At 43.4% G+C, this 18,661-nt stretch carries 16 protein-coding genes and 1 CRISPR repeat array; of the genes, 8 read left to right on the top strand and 8 right to left on the bottom strand.

The window, feature by feature from the left end:
• Window positions 1–128 precede the first annotated feature (128 nt).
• Both adh and MWM02_RS01465 read left to right on the top strand, forming a co-directional pair.
• The gene (adh, locus tag MWM02_RS01470; RefSeq protein WP_244402792.1) at window positions 129–1,649 is read left to right on the top strand and encodes an aldehyde dehydrogenase; all 1,521 of its coding nucleotides are present in this window, start codon (window positions 129–131) and stop codon (window positions 1,647–1,649) included.
• A gap of 66 nt (window positions 1,650–1,715) precedes the next feature.
• Window positions 1,716–2,051 carry a DUF779 domain-containing protein gene (locus MWM02_RS01465; protein ID WP_244402791.1) on the top strand — a complete coding sequence of 112 codons (336 nt, stop codon included), beginning with the start codon at window positions 1,716–1,718 and terminating at the stop codon, window positions 2,049–2,051.
• 159 nt (window positions 2,052–2,210) lie between these two features.
• Here the strand turns inward: MWM02_RS01465 and MWM02_RS01460 are convergent, their stop codons facing one another.
• The 5 genes from MWM02_RS01460 to MWM02_RS01440 form a co-directional block, all read right to left on the bottom strand.
• Complete coding sequence (locus tag MWM02_RS01460; protein WP_064552258.1) at window positions 2,211–3,839, bottom strand: MDR family MFS transporter; 1,629 nt, start codon at window positions 3,837–3,839, stop codon at window positions 2,211–2,213.
• A complete protein-coding gene (locus tag MWM02_RS01455; RefSeq protein ID WP_064552259.1) occupies window positions 3,818–4,759 on the bottom strand; it encodes a TetR/AcrR family transcriptional regulator in 942 nt (313 codons plus the stop codon). Before MWM02_RS01455 ends, MWM02_RS01460 begins: the two co-directional genes overlap by 22 nt.
• Window positions 4,760–4,773: 14 nt before the next feature.
• A complete protein-coding gene (locus MWM02_RS01450) occupies window positions 4,774–4,935 on the bottom strand; it encodes a hypothetical protein (RefSeq protein WP_157778183.1) in 162 nt (53 codons plus the stop codon).
• A 359-nt stretch (window positions 4,936–5,294) separates the two neighbouring features.
• A complete protein-coding gene (locus MWM02_RS01445; RefSeq protein WP_244402790.1) occupies window positions 5,295–6,035 on the bottom strand; it encodes an MBL fold metallo-hydrolase in 741 nt (246 codons plus the stop codon).
• 353 nt (window positions 6,036–6,388) lie between these two features.
• Complete coding sequence (locus MWM02_RS01440; protein WP_064552261.1) at window positions 6,389–7,264, bottom strand: ROK family protein; 876 nt, start codon at window positions 7,262–7,264, stop codon at window positions 6,389–6,391.
• Window positions 7,265–7,862: 598 nt separating this feature from the next.
• On the opposite strand from MWM02_RS01440, the gene ssuE reads away from it, so the two are divergent.
• The 6 genes from ssuE (at window position 7,863) to MWM02_RS01410 (ending at window position 14,191) form a co-directional block, all read left to right on the top strand.
• Window positions 7,863–8,399, top strand: a complete 537-nt coding sequence (gene ssuE, locus MWM02_RS01435) for an NADPH-dependent FMN reductase (protein WP_064552264.1) — start codon at window positions 7,863–7,865, stop codon at window positions 8,397–8,399.
• A gap of 234 nt (window positions 8,400–8,633) precedes the next feature.
• Window positions 8,634–9,848 (top strand): acyl-CoA dehydrogenase family protein, encoded by a 1,215-nt coding sequence (locus MWM02_RS01430; RefSeq protein ID WP_481861692.1) that lies wholly within the window; start codon window positions 8,634–8,636, stop codon window positions 9,846–9,848.
• A gap of 79 nt (window positions 9,849–9,927) precedes the next feature.
• Window positions 9,928–10,941, top strand: coding sequence for a methionine ABC transporter ATP-binding protein (locus MWM02_RS01425; protein ID WP_064552266.1), 1,014 nt, complete (start codon window positions 9,928–9,930; stop codon window positions 10,939–10,941).
• Window positions 10,931–11,596, top strand: coding sequence for a methionine ABC transporter permease (locus MWM02_RS01420; protein WP_064552267.1), 666 nt, complete (start codon window positions 10,931–10,933; stop codon window positions 11,594–11,596). The genes MWM02_RS01425 and MWM02_RS01420 overlap by 11 nt, the downstream gene beginning before the upstream one ends.
• Before the next feature lie 45 nt (window positions 11,597–11,641).
• Window positions 11,642–12,472, top strand: a complete 831-nt coding sequence (locus MWM02_RS01415; RefSeq protein ID WP_244402789.1) for a MetQ/NlpA family ABC transporter substrate-binding protein — start codon at window positions 11,642–11,644, stop codon at window positions 12,470–12,472.
• A 330-nt stretch (window positions 12,473–12,802) separates the two neighbouring features.
• Entirely contained in the window at window positions 12,803–14,191 is a 1,389-nt protein-coding gene (locus MWM02_RS01410) for an LLM class flavin-dependent oxidoreductase (protein ID WP_244402788.1), read from the top strand.
• Window positions 14,192–14,621: 430 nt separating this feature from the next.
• Window positions 14,622–15,121: direct repeats of the CRISPR family, unit length 30 nt; unit sequence GTTTCAATTCCTTATAGGTAAGATACAAAC.
• A 259-nt stretch (window positions 15,122–15,380) separates the two neighbouring features.
• On the opposite strand, the gene MWM02_RS01405 is transcribed toward MWM02_RS01410, so the two are convergent.
• The 3 genes from MWM02_RS01405 to MWM02_RS01395 form a co-directional block, all read right to left on the bottom strand.
• Entirely contained in the window at window positions 15,381–16,202 is an 822-nt protein-coding gene (locus MWM02_RS01405; RefSeq protein ID WP_244402787.1) for a carbohydrate ABC transporter permease, read from the bottom strand.
• Window positions 16,202–17,173, bottom strand: coding sequence for a carbohydrate ABC transporter permease (locus tag MWM02_RS01400; protein WP_244402786.1), 972 nt, complete (start codon window positions 17,171–17,173; stop codon window positions 16,202–16,204). The genes MWM02_RS01405 and MWM02_RS01400 overlap by 1 nt, the downstream gene beginning before the upstream one ends.
• Before the next feature lie 65 nt (window positions 17,174–17,238).
• Window positions 17,239–18,537, bottom strand: a complete 1,299-nt coding sequence (locus MWM02_RS01395; RefSeq protein WP_244402785.1) for an ABC transporter substrate-binding protein — start codon at window positions 18,535–18,537, stop codon at window positions 17,239–17,241.
• Between the last annotated feature and the right edge of the window lie 124 nt (window positions 18,538–18,661).

Below are 18,661 nucleotides of genomic sequence, written 5' to 3'. Positions count from 1 at the left end.
TAATTAAAAATTTTCTTTGACAAAATTCCCATATAATGATAATTTAATAATCGGGAGGAATTTTTCGCTCTATTTATGCATATGTACTTTTTTGTAAGCGTGTACAAAAACACAAAGGGGGAATTTGGATGATTTACGCTCAACCTGGGCAGCCTGGTTCGCTCATCACTTTCAAAAAACGCTATGAAAACTTCATTGGCGGCAAATGGGTCCCGCCGGTCGATGGCGAGTATTTTGAAAACATTTCTCCGGTCACTGGGAAACCTTATTGTGAAGTACCGCGTTCCAAAGCAGCGGACATCGAGTTAGCATTAGACGCTGCCCATGCCGCGAAAGACGCGTGGGGGCGCACTTCTCCTGCCGAACGCGCGCGCATCCTCAACAAAATCGCCGACCGCATGGAAGAAAACTTGGAAATGCTTGCCGTCGCGGAAACTTGGGAAAACGGCAAGCCGATTCGCGAAACGTTGAATGCGGACATTCCGCTTGCCATCGATCATTTCCGCTATTTCGCCGGCTGCATCCGCGCGGAAGAAGGCACATTAGCGGAAATCGACCATGATACAGTCGCCTATCATTTTAAGGAACCGCTTGGGGTTGTCGGACAAATCATCCCATGGAACTTCCCGCTTTTAATGGCGGCTTGGAAGCTCGCGCCGGCATTGGCCGCGGGAAACTGCGTTGTCCTAAAACCTGCAGAACAAACACCAACTTCGATCCTCGTGCTTATGGAACTCATTGAAGATTTGCTTCCTCCAGGTGTCGTCAACATCGTCAACGGATTCGGCTTGGAAGCCGGAAAACCACTCGCTTCAAGCAACCGCATCGCTAAAATTGCTTTCACCGGCGAAACGACAACAGGACGCTTAATTATGCAATACGCATCGCAAAACATTATTCCAGTAACATTAGAGCTTGGCGGAAAATCGCCAAACATTTTCTTCGAAGACGTAGCGGCAAAAGACGATGAATTTTTCGATAAAGCGCTCGAAGGCTTTACGCTGTTCGCGTTAAACCAAGGCGAAGTGTGTACGTGCCCTTCCCGCGCCCTCATCCAAGAATCGATTTACGATAAATTTATGGAGCGCGCGTTAGAGCGTGTAAAACAAATTAAACAAGGTAATCCGCTCGATACGGAAACAATGATTGGCGCGCAAGCATCTTCGGAACAATTGGAAAAAATATTATCGTACATTGATATCGGCAAACAAGAAGGCGCCGAATTGCTTATCGGCGGAGAACGCAACTACTTAGAAGGCGACTTAAGAGATGGCTACTACGTGAAACCGACGGTGTTCAAAGGTCATAATAAAATGCGCATTTTCCAAGAAGAAATTTTCGGACCGGTCGTCTCCGTCACAACCTTTAAAGACTTCGACGAAGCGTTGGAAATCGCCAACGAAACATTGTACGGCTTAGGCGCCGGCGTCTGGACGCGCGACATTAATACCGCTTATCGCGTCGGGCGCGGCATCCAGGCAGGACGCGTCTGGACAAACTGCTACCACGTGTATCCTGCGCACGCGGCATTCGGAGGCTATAAATTATCCGGATTCGGCCGTGAAACGCATAAAATGATGCTTGAACATTATCAACAAACGAAAAACTTGCTCGTCAGCTATTCGCCGAAAAAACTCGGGCTCTTCTAATATTTTTCAGGCAGCGTGTGTTTCACGCTGCCTTTCCTGCTCATCCATTTTTAGGAGGGATTTACGATGAGTGACCAGCCAAAAGTGATCGCGACTGAAGCCGCTTTGGAGCTGATTGAAAAGCTAAAGGCAAAATACGGGCCGCTCATGTTTCATCAATCGGGCGGGTGCTGTGATGGCAGCTCACCGATGTGCTACCCGCAAGGCGATCTAATCATCGGCGATTCCGACGTGCTGCTTGGAGAAATCGGCGGCTGCCCGTTTTACATTTCCAAAGCGCAATACGAATATTGGAAACATACGCAGCTTATTATTGACGTCGTTCCCGGGCGCGGCGGCATGTTTTCCTTAGAAGGTCCAGAAGGCGTCCGCTTTCTCACCCGCTCTAAAGTGTTTGACTAGCTGATTGTTTCCGTTCCGTTTAAAACATGACAGTTTGTTCTGTTGAATAAATAAAAAAACGCTCCAACAAATCGCAAGCCGCATTTTGTCCTTCTTTTGAAACACAGCCTCCTCAGCCCCGCTGACAGCCTCATTTACGAAAAAAACTGCCGCGGAGGCTCAGTTCTGCGGCAGTTCTTCGTTTTTGCCCATTTCTTGTAATGTCCGTTGTTTGTCGGATAGCTTGATTTTTTTCAACCCAAATACAAGCGCCGTTCCGCCGATGACAAAAATAAGCCCAAACAAAAATACGGAATGAAGCGAATCGACGAGCGACTGTTTTAAAATCGGCACAAATGTTTCCCGCATTTGCGGCGGTATTTTCTCTAGCGCTTCCGGGCTAAACAAAATCGAATAAAGCCCTTGCGGATCATCATGAATCATATGGGCAAATCGATCCACCATGCCTTTTGCCTGCGCAGGAAGCGACTGAAGCATTGGCATGAGCCGATCGTCAAGCAGCTGGCTCGAGCGATGGTTCATAATCGCTCCCAACACCGTCATACCAAACGTTCCGCCGATCGAGCGGAAAAATTGGCTTGAGGAAGTGACGACGCCAAGCTCAGACTTTGGAAAACTCTCTTGCAAAGCAAGCGTTAAAATCGGCATCACTAACCCCATTCCAAGCCCTAAAATGATCATATACAACGTGGCCGTCCATTTCGATGTATCCACGTCCATCGTGCTTAATAAACTGAACCCCGCTGCCATAATGACCATGCCAATGAATATCTGTGATTTTACGCCAATTTTATAAACAGTTCGGCCGCCAATGATGCTTCCGATAATCATTGTAATCATCATCGGCGTCATAATCGTGCCGGACTGGGTTGCGCTCACTCCGACAACTCCTTGCATAAAAAACGGAACGAACATAATCGCTCCAAACATGCCGACACTCATTAAAAAGCCAATTCCATTTAGCACGATAAACGTGCGGTGTCGAAATAAATGCATCGGCAAAATCGGTTCTTCTGCTTTCATCTCTGCGAATACAAACAGCGTTAAAAAGACAAGGGCCGCCGCAAACAGCGTCAGGATTTGCCATGATGTCCATTCGTACTTATCTCCGCCAAACGTTAACGCTAAAAGCAGGCTAACAACGCCGACAACCATCGTAAACATCCCGGCAAGATCAAATTTCACTGGCCCTTCGGCTTTATATTTGCTCAATCCCATCGCAATAAAAATCGTTGCCAAAATCCCGACAGGAAGATTAATATAAAATACCCAGCGCCAATTCAAATGGTCGACGATAAAGCCGCCGATTTGCGGACCTATTACGGAGGCAAGGCCGTATAACGCACCGAACACCCCTTGCCATTTCGCACGTTCTTTTCCGGTAAACACATCCCCGATGACGATCATTGCCATCGGCATCATAATTCCCCCGCCGACTCCTTGCAACCCGCGGTAAATGATGAGTTCCGTCATATTATCAGCCATGCCGCAAAGCACGGAGCCAATCATAAAAATGACGAGTCCTGTCACATAAATGACCCGTCTACCTAATAAATCCGCAAGCTTGCCGGCAATCGGCACGACCGTCGTCGAAGTGAGCATATAAGCGGTCGTCAGCCACGTCATCAAGCTCAACCCGCCAAGCTCCCCGACAATGCGCGGCATCGCCGTCCCGACGATCGTTCCGTCCAATGCCCCAAAAAGCATGGCAATGATAAGACCTGTAATTAATATATTCCGATGTCGAATGGTGCTCGATTGCATTGCTAATTCATTTCCTTTTTCCATTTTCTTCTCTCCCATCTATTCGTTGTCATATATTGTTGAACGACTTCTGTCAACGACGCTAAATCATCGGCTAGCGACGGAATATGCTGTTTTTCGATATATAATAAAATCCCTTGTACGACATATTCCCTAGGTGCCGACTCTTCATTCATTAACTCTGCTTCTAACGCATCAAGCGCGGCATAAATCTCGTGCTGTATCTTTTTATCGAGCGAAAGTGATAAAATCTTTTTTTGCATATGGGCAATGTGGGCGCTAATCTTTTCTTGCAATACACGCCACTCTTTTTCTTCCATTTCGATCAACGGCTTTAATATTTCTTTGTTTAAAATCGGCGCTTCATCATGGGAAAAACTCGCAACGATCGCATCCAAACGCCGCACGAGAAAACGCGCCAATTCTTCGGCATGCAGCTTATTTGCCTGCAAAAAGAAACAAAACATATATTGGCGAATCATACCGTTTAACATCGTCGCCACATCAAACACGTACCGCTCTATCTCTGTTCCGTATACTTCGATGAGGCGAGCGCAATACCACGAAAAAATGTAAGTTTGCTGCTTCAATAAATAAAGATGAATATCGCGGCTAATTTTTGGCAGCTGTTCAGTGATCATCATCTGCAAAAAGTCTTTATGCTCATGCATATTCGCAAAATGCGCAGCAATTTGCTGAATAAACCGCTCTTTTTCCGAACCGCTATCCTGCGGAATGGCGGTGATGCTTGCCAGCATTTTTTCAAAATGGTGCTGAATGATGGCGAGCATTAAGTCTTCTTTTGACGAAAAGTGATGATAAAACGCTCCTTTCGAAATTCCCCATGCATCGACAATATCTTGAATCGATGTAGAGTAATACCCTTTTTCCGCAAATAATTTCATAGCTGTTTCAATAAACTGGACTTTGCGTTCATCGGCCATCCCTTTTTCATCTCCTAGATAGAGGAAATTTCATGAACAGAAGGGCACTCGTTTTGTGGCGTATGCTTATATACAGACAACTGCGCACGCGGCTTGACGAGTTCAACGTGTACCCCATGTTTTCGCATCGCTTCCACTACATGTTCAAAGCGAATTTGTTTGTTGCGTTTGTCCATTGAAAAGCACCTCGATTCATATGCCGCAAATTTGACCTGATGGTCATTTCCACCATGAACATCATTATAAGCATCTTTTTATTTTTTATCAACAATTTTGTTCACAAAAATGACTATATAGTCAAATTTTTATTGACTTAATAGTCATGAAATAATAAAAAATTGTCCATTTGCTTTTTTACCCCTCTTCTTCGCCACTTCCTTTCCTGCCGATCCTTTAGACGATGAGGCAGGCTTCACCGCGGATGATGGCTCCACAAACCAAAGCCGCTTATTTATGAAGCCGCGATTTCTAATGGCTTAATAGAAAGCGTTTTTTAGCTGCCTATAAAACTGCTATTTTTTGAATGTATCCACTTTCATTTCTTTTCCGCTGTGTTGCGTTCTTTCCTTACAAGGTGCTGGAGCTGGTTTTTCACGTTGCCATTACAAATACCTCCGTGATAACAAATCACAGATTCGATATCCAAGTCCAAAAATTTTTCCAAAGAACGAAGCGCTGTATTCATATCTAGCGTTGTTTTCTGAACCGGTCCGTGCAAAGAGCCGTCTAAACATATCATTGCATCCCCAGCAACGAGGATTTTACTTTGTTTTAAATACAGACTAATATGCCCCGGAGTATGCCCAGGCGTAAAAATAACACGAATCCCCCCGCAATAAGGAAGCTCTTGACCGTCATCCACAGTCTTGTCAACTTTCACTTTCGGAGGATTCTGATATAAAATCCGCACTTCCTCTGGAAGAGACGCCCATTCTTCTTTACTCATGCGGTTGGGGTCTGTTTTGATAAGAGGCAAAGCCCCTTCAATATATGGTTTGTCAAGCTCGTGTGCGTACACTTCAATGCGGTTAGTGGATACTTTTCGTATTTCAGGAAGACCCCCTATGTGATCCAAATCCTGATGCGTCAGAATGACTGCTTTCAATTTATCAAAGGAGACGCCGACCTCACTCATGGCGGCACGTATTTGTTCTAATTGCCCAGGCATACCGGCATCAATTAAAACAGCAGTTTCATCATCCCAAATCAGCGTAGGATTTAAAACAAAACCTTGAACTTTTAATTCAAGCATTGCTACTCCATTCGAAATCTTCATTGAATCCTCTCCCTCAATGAATAAAATTAGTTTTAATGCTAAACATTACATATATTATTTACCACATCTCTAACCAAAATTTAAATTAATAAAATTTATATAATATCATAAAAAATAATATTTGTCAATATATGATGGCGTGATTTTATGCTTTTATATGTTCTAGCGTTGGATAAAACAAACAATCTGCTACTAACACCTATCCTGTGTCAATTATCCTTAACTGCCATTAACAAGCTGTTCCGCAATGGATGCGGTGCCATCAGAAGAATGGTTTTTCGCCTGATTATAATAAAAAACGACCGTTTTCGTTGCATTCTTTTCCGCAACGAACGGTCGTATTTCGTTTCCGATTACTCGTTAAGCGCTTGTTTCGCTAATGCAAGCGCACCGCAAATTCCAGCGTTATCCCCTAATCCAGGCAGAACGATATACTCATCAATTTTCTGTAAAATCGCCTCTTGTTGTATATAACCGTTAAGAAATTCCTTAACATTATGGCGAATGATCGGCAACAACTGCTCTTGCTTCATGACGCCGCCGCCGATAATCACTTTCTCCGGCGATAAAATTAAAATGTAGTTGGCAATTGCCTGTGCTAAGTAAAACGCTTCTAATTCCCATACTTCTGTGCGATCGGCCAGCTCCGCACCTTTTTTCCCCCAACGCTTTTCAATCGCTGGTCCAGACGCCATTCCTTCCAAGCAATCTCCATGATATGGACAGACGCCGGCAAATTCATCTTCAGGATGGCGGCGGACGAGAATATGCCCCATCTCCGGATGCATCAGGCCATGGAGCAAGCTGCCTTCAACAATCGCCCCGACGCCGATTCCTGTTCCAACCGTAATATAAATGCAGCTTTGCAGCCCTTTCGCGGCACCCCAGCGCCGTTCCCCGAGCGCAGCTGCATTGACATCGGTATCAAAGCCAATCGGCACGGAAAAGTGCCGTTTCATTTCTCCGACAAAGTTGAAATTCATCCATTTTTGTTTTGGCGTGCTCGTAATATAGCCATACGTCGCGCTGTCAGGGCGCAAATCAACCGGGCCGAATGAACCGATGCCGATCGCCTCTAATTCATATCGGCGGAAAAACTCGACGACATGGCGCATCGTTTCTTCCGGTTCCGTCGTTGGAAACGTCACTCTCTCTTTTATCTTTCCATTGCGATCCCCGACAGCGCATACAAATTTCGTTCCGCCCGCTTCAATCGCTCCAAGATACACGCACTTCTCCCCGCTTTCTTCTCTATGATTTCCGCTTTCATTGTATCATAATGCCTTGCAAAGTTAGATGTAGATATTCTAAAAATTTATCCACATAACCGGGAACTCTTTTTTCAATAATGATGTCAATGGTCGGTTTTACCGGAAAAGAAGGCTCCCCTTGTTTTTTCTGATTTATTTTCCATGAAATTGCATTAAATAAATTTATGATCTTGGACAAAATTCTTCCGCTTTTTCCCCATGTCTACTTGGATTCATCTTAAATGCTCTATCCTTTAAGCCGCTAAATCCATCCATTAGACCTTTCATCAAGCCTGCTCCTGTCTTCTCGGCTGGCCATCTCCCTGCCTGTGGCAGTCCGGCTGGAGCCTCCGCGCCCGGTTCACTCAAAGAAGCCGCATTCTACAGCCATGCGAAGCCATCTTAAGGAGGCTTCACCTCATCGATGTGTGGCAGAGGCAGCAAAAAACATTCATTTCTACACCGATATTGACAGTAAATAGATATGGTGATATGATTACGAACATAAAACATACTAATCCAATATGATTTATTTGTTTTGATTTGTGAGATCAACTAGTAGAAAGGAGCAAATGATATGAGCAAAGTAGTCATTATCAACGGAAATCCTTCTTTGACATCCAGACTTAACGGAATGATTCAATACGTAGAACAACGGCTATTACAAGCGGGCATTGAAATCGAACACATCCAAGTCGCGGAATTGCCCTCGGAAGATTTAATTAAAGCAAAATTCGATAGTGAAGCCATTCTGCGCGCTAACAAAAAAGTGGAAGAAGCAGACGGCATCATCGTCGCGAGTCCAGTGTATAAAGCGGCGTATACAGGAGTATTGAAGACATACCTTGATTTGCTTCCACAAAAAGGTTTGTTGGGGAAAATCATTCTTCCGCTGTTTATCGGAGGCACAATTGCTCACCTTTTGTCAATTGACTATGCATTGAAACCTGTGCTGTCCGCATTAGGAGGCAGATACATTCTTGGAGGAGTGTATGCGGTTGATACTTGGATAACCCGAAATGAACAAGAAGGTTATAGCCTATCAGAAGATCTGCTCCATAGATTGGATGAAGCAGTTGCAGAATTCATTGATTTAATCAATCGAAAAAACTGATTACCGATCGACAGAATCACATCAAGTTTACGTTAATCCTTTATTTAACTAATAAGAGGCGAATTTTTCGGAATTTATTTATATATTTTAATTTTTTATAAATAATTACTGCAATTGTGGTGAAACAGCTTTTCTTCCGCCCTTTTCAACCAGGCAACATGCGAAAGAAATGCATTACTCAGGAATGTTGACTCTTTTGTCTCCCATCAAAAATACAAGAAAGGAGAAACAATTTTGGGCATTGCAAGGGAAAAAACCCACCGTTCTTATTTATCTGATGAGTTATCAAGAAAGTTTGTACAAAATGAACGCCAAGAATTTCTTTTGCATCTGGCATCAGAGCTTGCTGAACAATTTCATGAAACAGCCGACACTATAGACCAAGAAGGAAGGTTTCCATTCGAAAATTTCCAAAAATTAAAAGACTATAATTACCAATCACTTACTGTCCCTAAGCAATATGGTGGAGAAGAAATTTCACTTTATGAATTTCTTCTTATGCAAGAGCGGTTAAGCCAGGGAGATGCTTCCACCGCTTTGTGCATCGGTTGGCATCTTGGGGTCATTTATGATCTAAGGGAAAGACAAACATGGGATAGCGAAAAATTTAAGTGGCTTTGTCATGAAATTGTACAAAATAAAGTGCTCATTAATCGCCTGGCAACAGAGAATGGAACAGGAAGTCCTACAAGAGGCGGAAAGCCTGAAACGGTAGCGATCAAAAGAAACGGCAAATGGGTGATTACGGGAAGAAAATCCTTTGCGTCTATGGCAATAGCTCTTGATTATTCATTAGTTACAGCCACCATTCAAGAATCAGGGAAAGTTGGCTCTTTTTTAGTTGACCATCGCCTTCATGGGGTTAAAGTCGAAGAAAATTGGGATATGATTGGAATGCGAGGCACGCGGAGTGATGATCTGGTGCTGGATCAAGTGGAGTTGCCAGAAGATGCGCTGGTGGAATTGGATCAATTAGAATCGCCGAAAGGCAATATGGGGAGGGCATGGTTGCTTCATGTTCCGGCCTGCTTTCTTGGGATTGCGATTGCCGCAAGAAATTATGCCATTTCCTTTGCTTCTGAATATCAACCGAATAGCCTGCCTAGCCCAATCAAAGATGTTCCAGAGGTGCAAAGAAAAATTGGCGAGATGGATTTAGAGCTATTAAAAGCAAGACATACTCTTTATTTCGTCGCACATCGGTGGGATACGCACCCAGAAAAGCGCATGGAAATGAGCGGAGAATTGGCGGCAGCCAAGCATATTGCCGTAAACAGCGCCAATAAAGTCGTTGATTTAGCGATGAGAATCGTAGGGGCTAGAAGCCTGCAAAAATCTAATCCTCTGCAACGATATTATAGAGATGTCAGAGCTGGAATCCATAATCCGCCAATGGATGATGCCGTTATTTCGTTACTAGCAGCACAAGCATTACAAAGTTTTCATTAAACCCATGTGCTCCACAAAGTTTCTCTTCCATAAGTTCTTAAGAATGGCCAAAACTCTGCAAACCGGGAGGGAAGAAGTGATGATCGAAATAAAAAATGTAACAAAAATCTACTCCACGAAAAAAAAGCAAGTGGTCGGCGTCGACAACGTATCGTTAACCATTCAAGACGGGGAAATCTTCGGCATCATCGGCTATAGCGGTGCCGGCAAAAGCACATTGTTGCGCTGCCTAAATCTTCTGGAACGTCCGACATCCGGCCAAGTCGTCATTGATGGTGTCGATTTAACGGCGTTGGACGACAAACAGCTGCGGCAAGCCCGCTTAAAAATCGGCATGATTTTTCAGCATTTTTACCTCGTCAGCTCCAAAACGGTGTTTGAGAATGTCGCCTTTGCCTTAAAAGCGGCCAAAAAGCCAAAAGACGAAATCAAAAAGCGAGTCCATGAACTTCTGGAAATGGTCGGGCTTTCTGATAAACGGGACGTATACCCTTCCCAGCTCAGCGGCGGGCAAAAGCAGCGGGTTGGCATTGCCCGGGCGCTTGCTAACGATCCGACTGTCCTTTTATGCGACGAAGCAACATCGGCGCTTGACCCAAGTACAACAAAATCGATTTTGGCGCTATTGAAAAAAATCAACCGTGAACTTGGCATTACGATCGTGCTGATTACCCATGAAATGGAAGTGGTCAAAGATATATGCGACCGCGTCGCCGTCATGCAAAACGGGAAAATCATCGAATTGGGAACCGTATATGATATTTTCACCAATCCGCAAGAAGAATTAACGAAATCTTTCATCAACAGTGTTTTGCGCTTTGAAATCCCGGATCATCTGCTGCGGAAGCGGACGGGAACGATGGTGAAAATTCACTTCAAAGGAGAGATCGCCGAGGAAGCGGTCATTTCCGATATGTTGCAAGCCTTTAAAGTGAAAGGAAATATTTTGCATGGAAAAATTGAGTACATTCAAGAAATACCGCTTGGCATTTTTGTCATGGAACTGATCGGCGAACCGGAAGAAATTCAGCGGGCCATTGACTACATTTCGCAACGAACGAACGCGCTGGAAGTGATTGCCCATGCTGCTTGATGCGCTGATCCGCTTAATTCCGGAACTGAACAAAGCGTTTTTAGAGACGATTTATATGGTGGCGATCTCCCTTTTTGTCGCGATTGTTGCCGGCCTTCCATTAGGAATTCTTCTATTCGTCACCGACCGCGGCCTGTTTTTGGAGAACACAGCAGTCAAATCCATCCTTGGTTTTATTGTCAATATGATACGCTCGATACCATTTATCATCTTGCTCGTCGGGCTGTTGCCGCTCACGAAACTGATTACTGGAACAACGATTGGCCCCACCGCTGCTTCTGTATCTTTATCGGTCGCTGCCGTTCCGTTTTTTGCAAGAATTGTAGAAACATCGTTGCGGGAAATCGAAAAAGGAGTGATCGAAGCAGCGGTTGCCGTCGGAGCGACACCGTGGATGATTATCAAAGATGTGCTTCTCCCTGAAACGCGTCCCGGCATTGTGCACGGAATTACGATTACAACAATCAGTTTAGTGGGATATTCGGCTATGGCCGGAATTGTCGGCGGCGGCGGCATCGGCGATTTGGCGATTCGCTTCGGATATTACCGCTATGACAACACCGTTATGATGACAACGATCGTTATTTTAATTTGTCTTGTCCAAATCATTCAGTTTATCGGCGACCGCATCGCCCGCTTGGTCGATAAACGATGAAAGAGTCCGGAATATAAAAAAACGACTGAGGTGAAGGATTGGTCAATGAAAGCACATAAAATGATATTTTCGTTCATTGTGCTAGTATTTCTTGTATTGTCAGGATGCTCAAGCTTGACTCAAAACACAAACAGCTCCGCAACGAAGACCATTAAACTTGGAGCGACAGCTGGACCATATAGCGATCAAATAAAGGAAGCAATAAAGCCTTATCTCGAGAAAAAAGGATATAAAGTGGAAGTAGTTGAATTCAACGATTATGTCCAACCTAATATCTCCTTAGACCAAGGTTCCATAGACGCAAATATATTTCAAAATGAAGTTTATATGAAGAATTTTGCAAAAACCCGGCATATGGAGCTTTATGAAGTCATTAAAATTCCTACTGCTCCTATTGGAATATACTCCAAAAAACATCAATCATTAGACGAGATCAAAGATGGAACGACAATCGCTTTGCCTAATGAACCGGTAAATCAGGCGCGGGCTCTTGCGATGCTTGAACAACTTGGATTGATCCAACTCAAAAAAGGAACCGATCCGACAAAAGTATCAGAAAAGGATATTGAAAAATATCATAAAAAAATTGTTCTAAAACCTTTGGAACCAGCACAGCTGCCACGATCTCTTGGGGATGTCGATTACTCTTTGATCAATGGAAATTTTGCTATCTCATCCGGATTAAAATTGAAAGATGCAGTCGCATTAGAAAAAACACCTTCCTACTATTTAAATGGGGTGACAGTACGAAAGAAAGATAAAAATGCCAAGTTTGTAAAAGATATCGTGGAAGCTTATCAATCAAAGGAATTTAGAAAGTTAATTAAAGAAGAGGAAGAATATCAAGGTTATGTATGGCCTGATTGGTTTAAATAAAAAACGTACTTGTATCCGTTTTTGCACTTACATTGTATTGATCACGATGATGAAAGAATGGGAGGGAACGCTGACGGCTGTCTGCGTTTGCAAAATCATTCTAAGTACTAAACGGACATAAATTCCATTAGTGATGAAACAAAGCTTCTTTACAAAATTCAATAGTGGATCATCCGTCGCATTCCCTCCTTTTCTAAGTCTTGATTGCGCCCAATGATTACGATGGTTCAAGAAACAACGCCTGCATCACGGATTCAACGAGCGATTCACGAACGGTAAAAATAGTCCCTTTTCCGCATGATTTTTGAAAAATAAAAGGAGGACGAGAGTGTGGCAAAACAAATTATTTTAAATGCGTTTGAAATGGCGAGTGCTATGCATAATTCACATGGATTATGGAAACATCCTGAAAGCAAAAGACAAAGAGGATATAAAGATATTGATTATTGGATTAAGATGGCAAAACTTTTGGAACATGGCAAGTTTGATGCCGTTTTTTTCGCGGACGTACTGGGGGTATATGATACATATCGCCAAAGCAAAGCTCCTTCGATACGTGATGGTCTTCAGTTCCCGGTTAATGATGCAGCATTGATTATTCCTATTATGGCGAGTGTTACGAAACATTTATCTTTTGCTTTAACAGTTAGTACTACTTATGAACATCCCTTTAGTACTGCAAGACGTTTTTCCACCCTTGACCATTTGACAAAGGGGCGAATTGCCTGGAATGTCGTCACTTCTTATTTACCAAATGCCGCACGGAACTTCGGGCTTCAAGAAATGATCAAACATGATCAGCGTTACAATATAGCAGACGAATTTCTGGAAGTCGCATATAAACTTTGGGAAGGCAGCTGGGAAGATGATGCATTCATGGAAGATAAACAGAACGGTATATTAATTAATCCAGACAAAGTACATGAAATCAATCATGTCGGAAAATTTTTCTCCGTCGAAGGCCCGCATCTTTGCGAACCATCCCCGCAACGTACACCAGTAATCTATCAAGCAGGCACTTCAGAAAGAGGCAGGGAATTTGCAGCTAAGCATGCTGAGTGTGTTTTCGTTGGAGGGCCTACGCCAGAACGAATTAAATACTATACAAATGACATAAAAAGACGCGCTGAAAAGTACGGACGTAATCCGGATAATATAAAAGTATTTGCTTTTTTAACGGTTATTGTTGGAAAGACAACGGAAGAAGCAGAACAAAAATTTGCAAAATTAAATCATTTATGGAGCCCAGACGCTTCCAAAGCTCAATTTAGCGGAGCAAGCGGCTATGATCTGGCAGAATATGAAAACAAAGATTTAAATGCCCCGTTTGAATTTAAAAATACAGAGCACGGTCATTATAAAGCGGCTTCTCTTACGAAAGATGCCTCTAAAAGGCTTTCGATAGGCGAAGCGCTTAGAAAGCTTGAACAATTAGACCGAGAGTCTATCATTGTCGGAAATCCAGAAGAAGTGGCAGATGCCATTCAATATCGATTTGAAGCGTCAGGTGTGGATGGATTTAATCTTAATCATCTGGTTACCCCTTCTAGCCTAGAGGATTTTATTGAATTGGTCATTCCGATACTCCAAAAAAGAGGTTTGTACAAGACGGAATACAAACAAGGAACGTTACGAGAAAAGCTATTTAATCATGGCAGTAGTTTATTACCAGAAGATCATCCGGGCAGTGCTTATCGCAGTAAATCATTTATTGTGTAAAGAAAGCTATACCGCGTCAAGCCTTCAAACAGCGAGGGGCAGAGAGGCACTGGCGATGTTAAGATTACCGGAGAATAGAGAAATGCATACCGCAGCCTCTTAGTGAAGAAAGCGGAATTTTTTCGGATCTTGCTGAATCATAGGGGACTCTCTTGTCCCCTGTTTACATTTTGTTTCACATTTACCTATTATTGAAGAAAAAATAATTGTAAATATTTAGATCGATCTCAATAAAAGCAGCAAAATCTTGACTAGGATACCTTTATCAACAAACTGACCGCTGAAAATCAGCGGTTTGTTTTTTTGCTGCTCCGTTTTTTCCATAGGCACGTAAACCCATTCCAATAGTGGCAGAAAAGAGCGGACGAACAAAGTTTGTTTCAATTTCTTGCAGGGCGAATGGCCCGATCAGAACGTTTCACGTCAAATAGTTTCAGTTCCTTATAGGTAAGATACAAACTTATAAAGGTACAGAATTGCATCAGCAATTTAAGAAAATGTTTCAATTCCTTATAGGTAAGATACAAACGGTGAGCTGAAGGAAAAAGAAAAGGCTATCCTAAACGGTTTCAATTCCTTATAGGTAAGATACAAACGTGCAGACATTTCTCTTCTTTTGAAAGCCCGCAGCATGGTTTCAATTCCTTATAGGTAAGATACAAACAGGGCTATCAGGATGTAGCAATGATCATCCAAAAAAGTTTCAATTCCTTATAGGTAAGATACAAACAAGCACGGAAACTCAACCGACAAGTGGGGCGATGGTTGTTTCAATTCCTTATAGGTAAGATACAAACACAAAACGAAGTGGACACCATGAAAAGTACGATCCAAGTTTCAATTCCTTATAGGTAAGATACAAACCGTGCTAACCCCTGAATGATGTTTTTGCCAATGGAAGTTTCAATTCCTTATAGGTAAGATACAAACCCCAAAAAATATTGATAAATCAATATTGTTTAGGGCAGGTTAAGTCCAGTATAAGCCATTTTGAAAATTCCGTCAATAGAGCGGATCGATGATGGCTGTAAGGATAAAGGGAAAAAAGAAATTGTCGTCGATCCCCCAGGATTTTTGCACGATTGGAGGTTGACGACAAACCGATTGCAGCATAGCCCCGTCAGCTATTAAAAAGGGAAAGGATTTTCTCCTACAACCATTTTACTTATGCCTTTGCTGGCATGCACCATTATCCCTTCACCGAACCGGCCAATAAACCGCGAACAAAGTATTTACCTAGAAAAATGTATATAAGCAAGGTCGGCAACGCAGCAAGCAGCGCTCCCGCCATTTGCACGTTCCATTGCACAATTTGGCTGCCCGATAAATTTTGCAGCGCGACCATAATCGGCTGCTGGGAAGAGGTGGTGATCGTGACAGCGAATAAAAATTCATTCCATATATTTGTAAACTGCCAAATTGCTACGACGACAAATCCGGTAATCGACAATGGAAGCATAATGTAGCGGAAAATCCGTAAAAACCCGGCCCCATCGATTTTTGCCGATTCAATCATTTCATCCGGGATCGCCGCGTAAAAATTTCTGAACATCAACGTCGTAATGGGAATCCCGTACACAACATGCACAAAAATGAGCCCCGGAATCGTATTATACAAGCCAATTTCCCGCAAAAACTGAATCAGCGGAATCAAAATGCTTTGGTACGGGATAAACATGCCGAACAAAATAAGCGTAAACAGTGTATCCGCTCCTTTGAATTTCCATTTTGACAATACATAGCCGTTTAATGCCCCTAATATCGCCGACAATAATGTCGCCGGAACGACTAAATAAACGGAATTCCAAAAATTCGGCGCCAATTTCGTAAACGCAGTTTGATAACTGCTCCAGTCAAAGGCGGACGGAAGCTTCCACATATCGGCGAGCGTCACTTCGTCCAAAGGTTTGACGCTTGTCACCAGCATCACATAGACCGGCATTAAGAAAAACAGGCTCATGAAAATACAAATGACATATAAAAACAACCTCGACCATGCCCGTTGTCTCATCACGATCCCCCCTTCCGGCTGGAAACCAAGTATGGAACAATAAAAATGGCGACAGAAAGCAGCATGATCATCGCGATCGCCGCTCCGTTTGCATAATAGTTGCCGCGGAACGTCGTCTCAAACATATATACCCCCGGCACATCGGTGACAAAGTTCGCCCCAGGGCCGGTCATCGCGTAAATCAGGTCAAAAATTTTCAGTGAAATGTGGGCCATAATGATAATGACACTGACTGTAATCGGCCGTAACATCGGAATAATAATTTTACGATAAATTTGAAACTCCGTGGCGCCATCCATTCGCGCCGCTTCCCTCACCTCTTCCGGAATCGCTCTTAATCCTGCCAAATACATGGCAACCGCAAATCCTGTCATTTGCCATACGGCGGCAATCACTACTGCAATCATCGCTACCGGTACGCCAAATTCCACTTTCCCTAAATGAAAACCTCCTAAAACCGTTGTATCTGTATACCACTTTGAGTCCAATCCAAATCTTTTTAAAAACAAGTTGACCCCTGTTGACGGGTTTAATAGCCATTGCCAGACTACTCCGGTCACCACAAACGATAACGCCATCGGGAAAAAGAAAATATTGCGGAAAATCGATTCACCGCGTAGCTTTTGATCCAACAAAATCGCCAACAACTGGCCAAGCACAATCACCACAGCGATAAACAAGACTGTAAAGACAAGCGTATTCCGCAAATCGGCTTGGAAGCGGAAATCGTGAAACAAATAGATATAGTTTTTCAATCCTGCAAACGACAAATCCGGTACAAGGGAATTCCAATTGCTGAGGGAAACATATCCCGTCCAGCCGATAAACCCATACACGAAAATCAAAATGAGCACAATCGACGGCGATAAAAACGCGACCGCAAGCCAATGGTCTACCGTCCATTTCCGCTTTTTTCGCGTCTCTGGCACGACTGTCACATTGCTTTCCGATACTGCCTTTGCTGTTTCCATCCTTCCATCCCTCCTGTCGTAACACGAAAAGGGGAAGAGAATGGTTCCCGTCCCCCTTTTCTTTCTTATTTCTTCAATTCTGCCGAAGCCGATACAAGTGTATCAATAAACGTTTTCGCATCTTTTTGTGTCACGAAAATATTGACCGCTTGGTTGACTTTTGTCACAAAACCTTCCGGCGCCGCGGATCCATGCGCTAAGCTTGGCGCAAGTTCTGCCGTTTTGAAATCTTGAATCGTTTGTTTTCCATATTCGTCATATTTGGACAGATCCGCATCAATCCGCGCTGGGATCGAGCCTTTCAGAGGGTTAAAGGCATCTTGCCCCTCCACAGAACCAAGCACCGATAAAAATTTCTTTACATCTTCTGGATTTTTCACGCCTTTTGGCAAACCAAACGTATCGGTGATGACCATGAATTTGCCTTCTGTATTTGGCGTCGGCACATAGCCGAAATCTTCATTCACTTTTAATTTCAAATCATTGACAAAATAGCCTTTGACCCAATCTCCCATAATGTTCATCGCCGCTTCGCCCTTGCCGACCAATTGAGCGGCATCTTGCCAGTTGCGGGAGCTGTGGTCTTCGTTTACATAATTCAACATTTTCTTAAATGTGTTTATTGCTTCTTTCACTTTCGGATCGTCAAACGACAATTCCCCTGTCCAAAGCTTTTTGTAATCTTCTGTACCGAGCTTGCCCAATAAAACGGTTTCAAAAACATGCGTTGCCGCCCACGGCTCCTTATCCCCCAACGCAAGCGGTGTAATGCCTTTCGCCTTCAGCTTTTCGGCAGCTTGGAAAAACTCATCAAACGTTTTTGGCGGCTCGAGGCCGTTTTCGGCAAAGATTTTTTTGTTATACCAAAGCACGTTGCCGCGGTGAATGTTGACAGGAACGGAATAAATTTTCCCGTCTTTGCTGACCATGTCGATCAATGATTTCGGAAACTTATCCATCCAGCCTTCTTTTTCGTACAAATCGTTAAGCGGCTCCATTTTGCCGGCGGCGACCCATCCTTCATTCAGCTCCGCGCCGCCGTGCACTTGGAATGTCGCAGGAGGATCGTTTCCTTGCATGCGGCTTGCTAACACTGCTTTTGCGTTCGTTCCGGCACCGCCTGCAACGGCTGCGTTTTCTACTGGTATATCTGGATATTTTTCTTGGAACAGCTTGAGCAGCGCTTTTAATCCATCTTCTTCTCCGGCACCCGTCCACCAGCTAAATATTTCTAGCTTCTCATGCCCTTTGCTTCCGCCCTGGTCCTCTTTATTGTTATTGTTGGATGCAGAATCGGAATTGCAGCCGGATAACGTTAAACCAAACAGTAACGCTAAAGACAGCCATAATCGTTTTTTCTTCACGCCATCCTCCCCCTTTGTTTTATATTTTTGAAAACCTTTTCAAAATGAATGTAACATGTTTTTTCATCGTTTCAGCCAACAAATCTCTGCACTTTTTTGCGATCGTCTTCACTTTTTTGCACAT

The sequence above is a fragment of the Parageobacillus sp. KH3-4 genome (genome assembly GCF_022846435.1).
Classification (GTDB): Bacteria; Bacillota; Bacilli; order Bacillales; family Anoxybacillaceae; genus Parageobacillus; species Parageobacillus thermoglucosidasius_A.
The sequence above is the reverse complement of the archived record's forward strand: the minus strand, read 5'-3'. Positions and strand labels throughout refer to the sequence as shown.

Coding starts and splice junctions, on each gene's coding strand:
- MWM02_RS01415 (WP_244402789.1), top strand. CDS start 11,642: ATGAAAGCACATAAAATGATATTTTCGTTCATTGTGCTAGTATTTCTT.
- MWM02_RS01465 (WP_244402791.1), top strand. CDS start 1,716: ATGAGTGACCAGCCAAAAGTGATCGCGACTGAAGCCGCTTTGGAGCTG.
- MWM02_RS01420 (WP_064552267.1), top strand. CDS start 10,931: ATGCTGCTTGATGCGCTGATCCGCTTAATTCCGGAACTGAACAAAGCG.
- ssuE (WP_064552264.1), top strand. CDS start 7,863: ATGAGCAAAGTAGTCATTATCAACGGAAATCCTTCTTTGACATCCAGA.
- adh (WP_244402792.1), top strand. CDS start 129: ATGATTTACGCTCAACCTGGGCAGCCTGGTTCGCTCATCACTTTCAAA.
- MWM02_RS01450 (WP_157778183.1), bottom strand. CDS start 4,935: ATGGACAAACGCAACAAACAAATTCGCTTTGAACATGTAGTGGAAGCG.
- MWM02_RS01445 (WP_244402790.1), bottom strand. CDS start 6,035: ATGAAGATTTCGAATGGAGTAGCAATGCTTGAATTAAAAGTTCAAGGT.
- MWM02_RS01425 (WP_064552266.1), top strand. CDS start 9,928: ATGATCGAAATAAAAAATGTAACAAAAATCTACTCCACGAAAAAAAAG.
- MWM02_RS01405 (WP_244402787.1), bottom strand. CDS start 16,202: ATGAGACAACGGGCATGGTCGAGGTTGTTTTTATATGTCATTTGTATT.
- MWM02_RS01400 (WP_244402786.1), bottom strand. CDS start 17,173: ATGGAAACAGCAAAGGCAGTATCGGAAAGCAATGTGACAGTCGTGCCA.
- MWM02_RS01455 (WP_064552259.1), bottom strand. CDS start 4,759: ATGGCCGATGAACGCAAAGTCCAGTTTATTGAAACAGCTATGAAATTA.
- MWM02_RS01460 (WP_064552258.1), bottom strand. CDS start 3,839: ATGGAAAAAGGAAATGAATTAGCAATGCAATCGAGCACCATTCGACAT.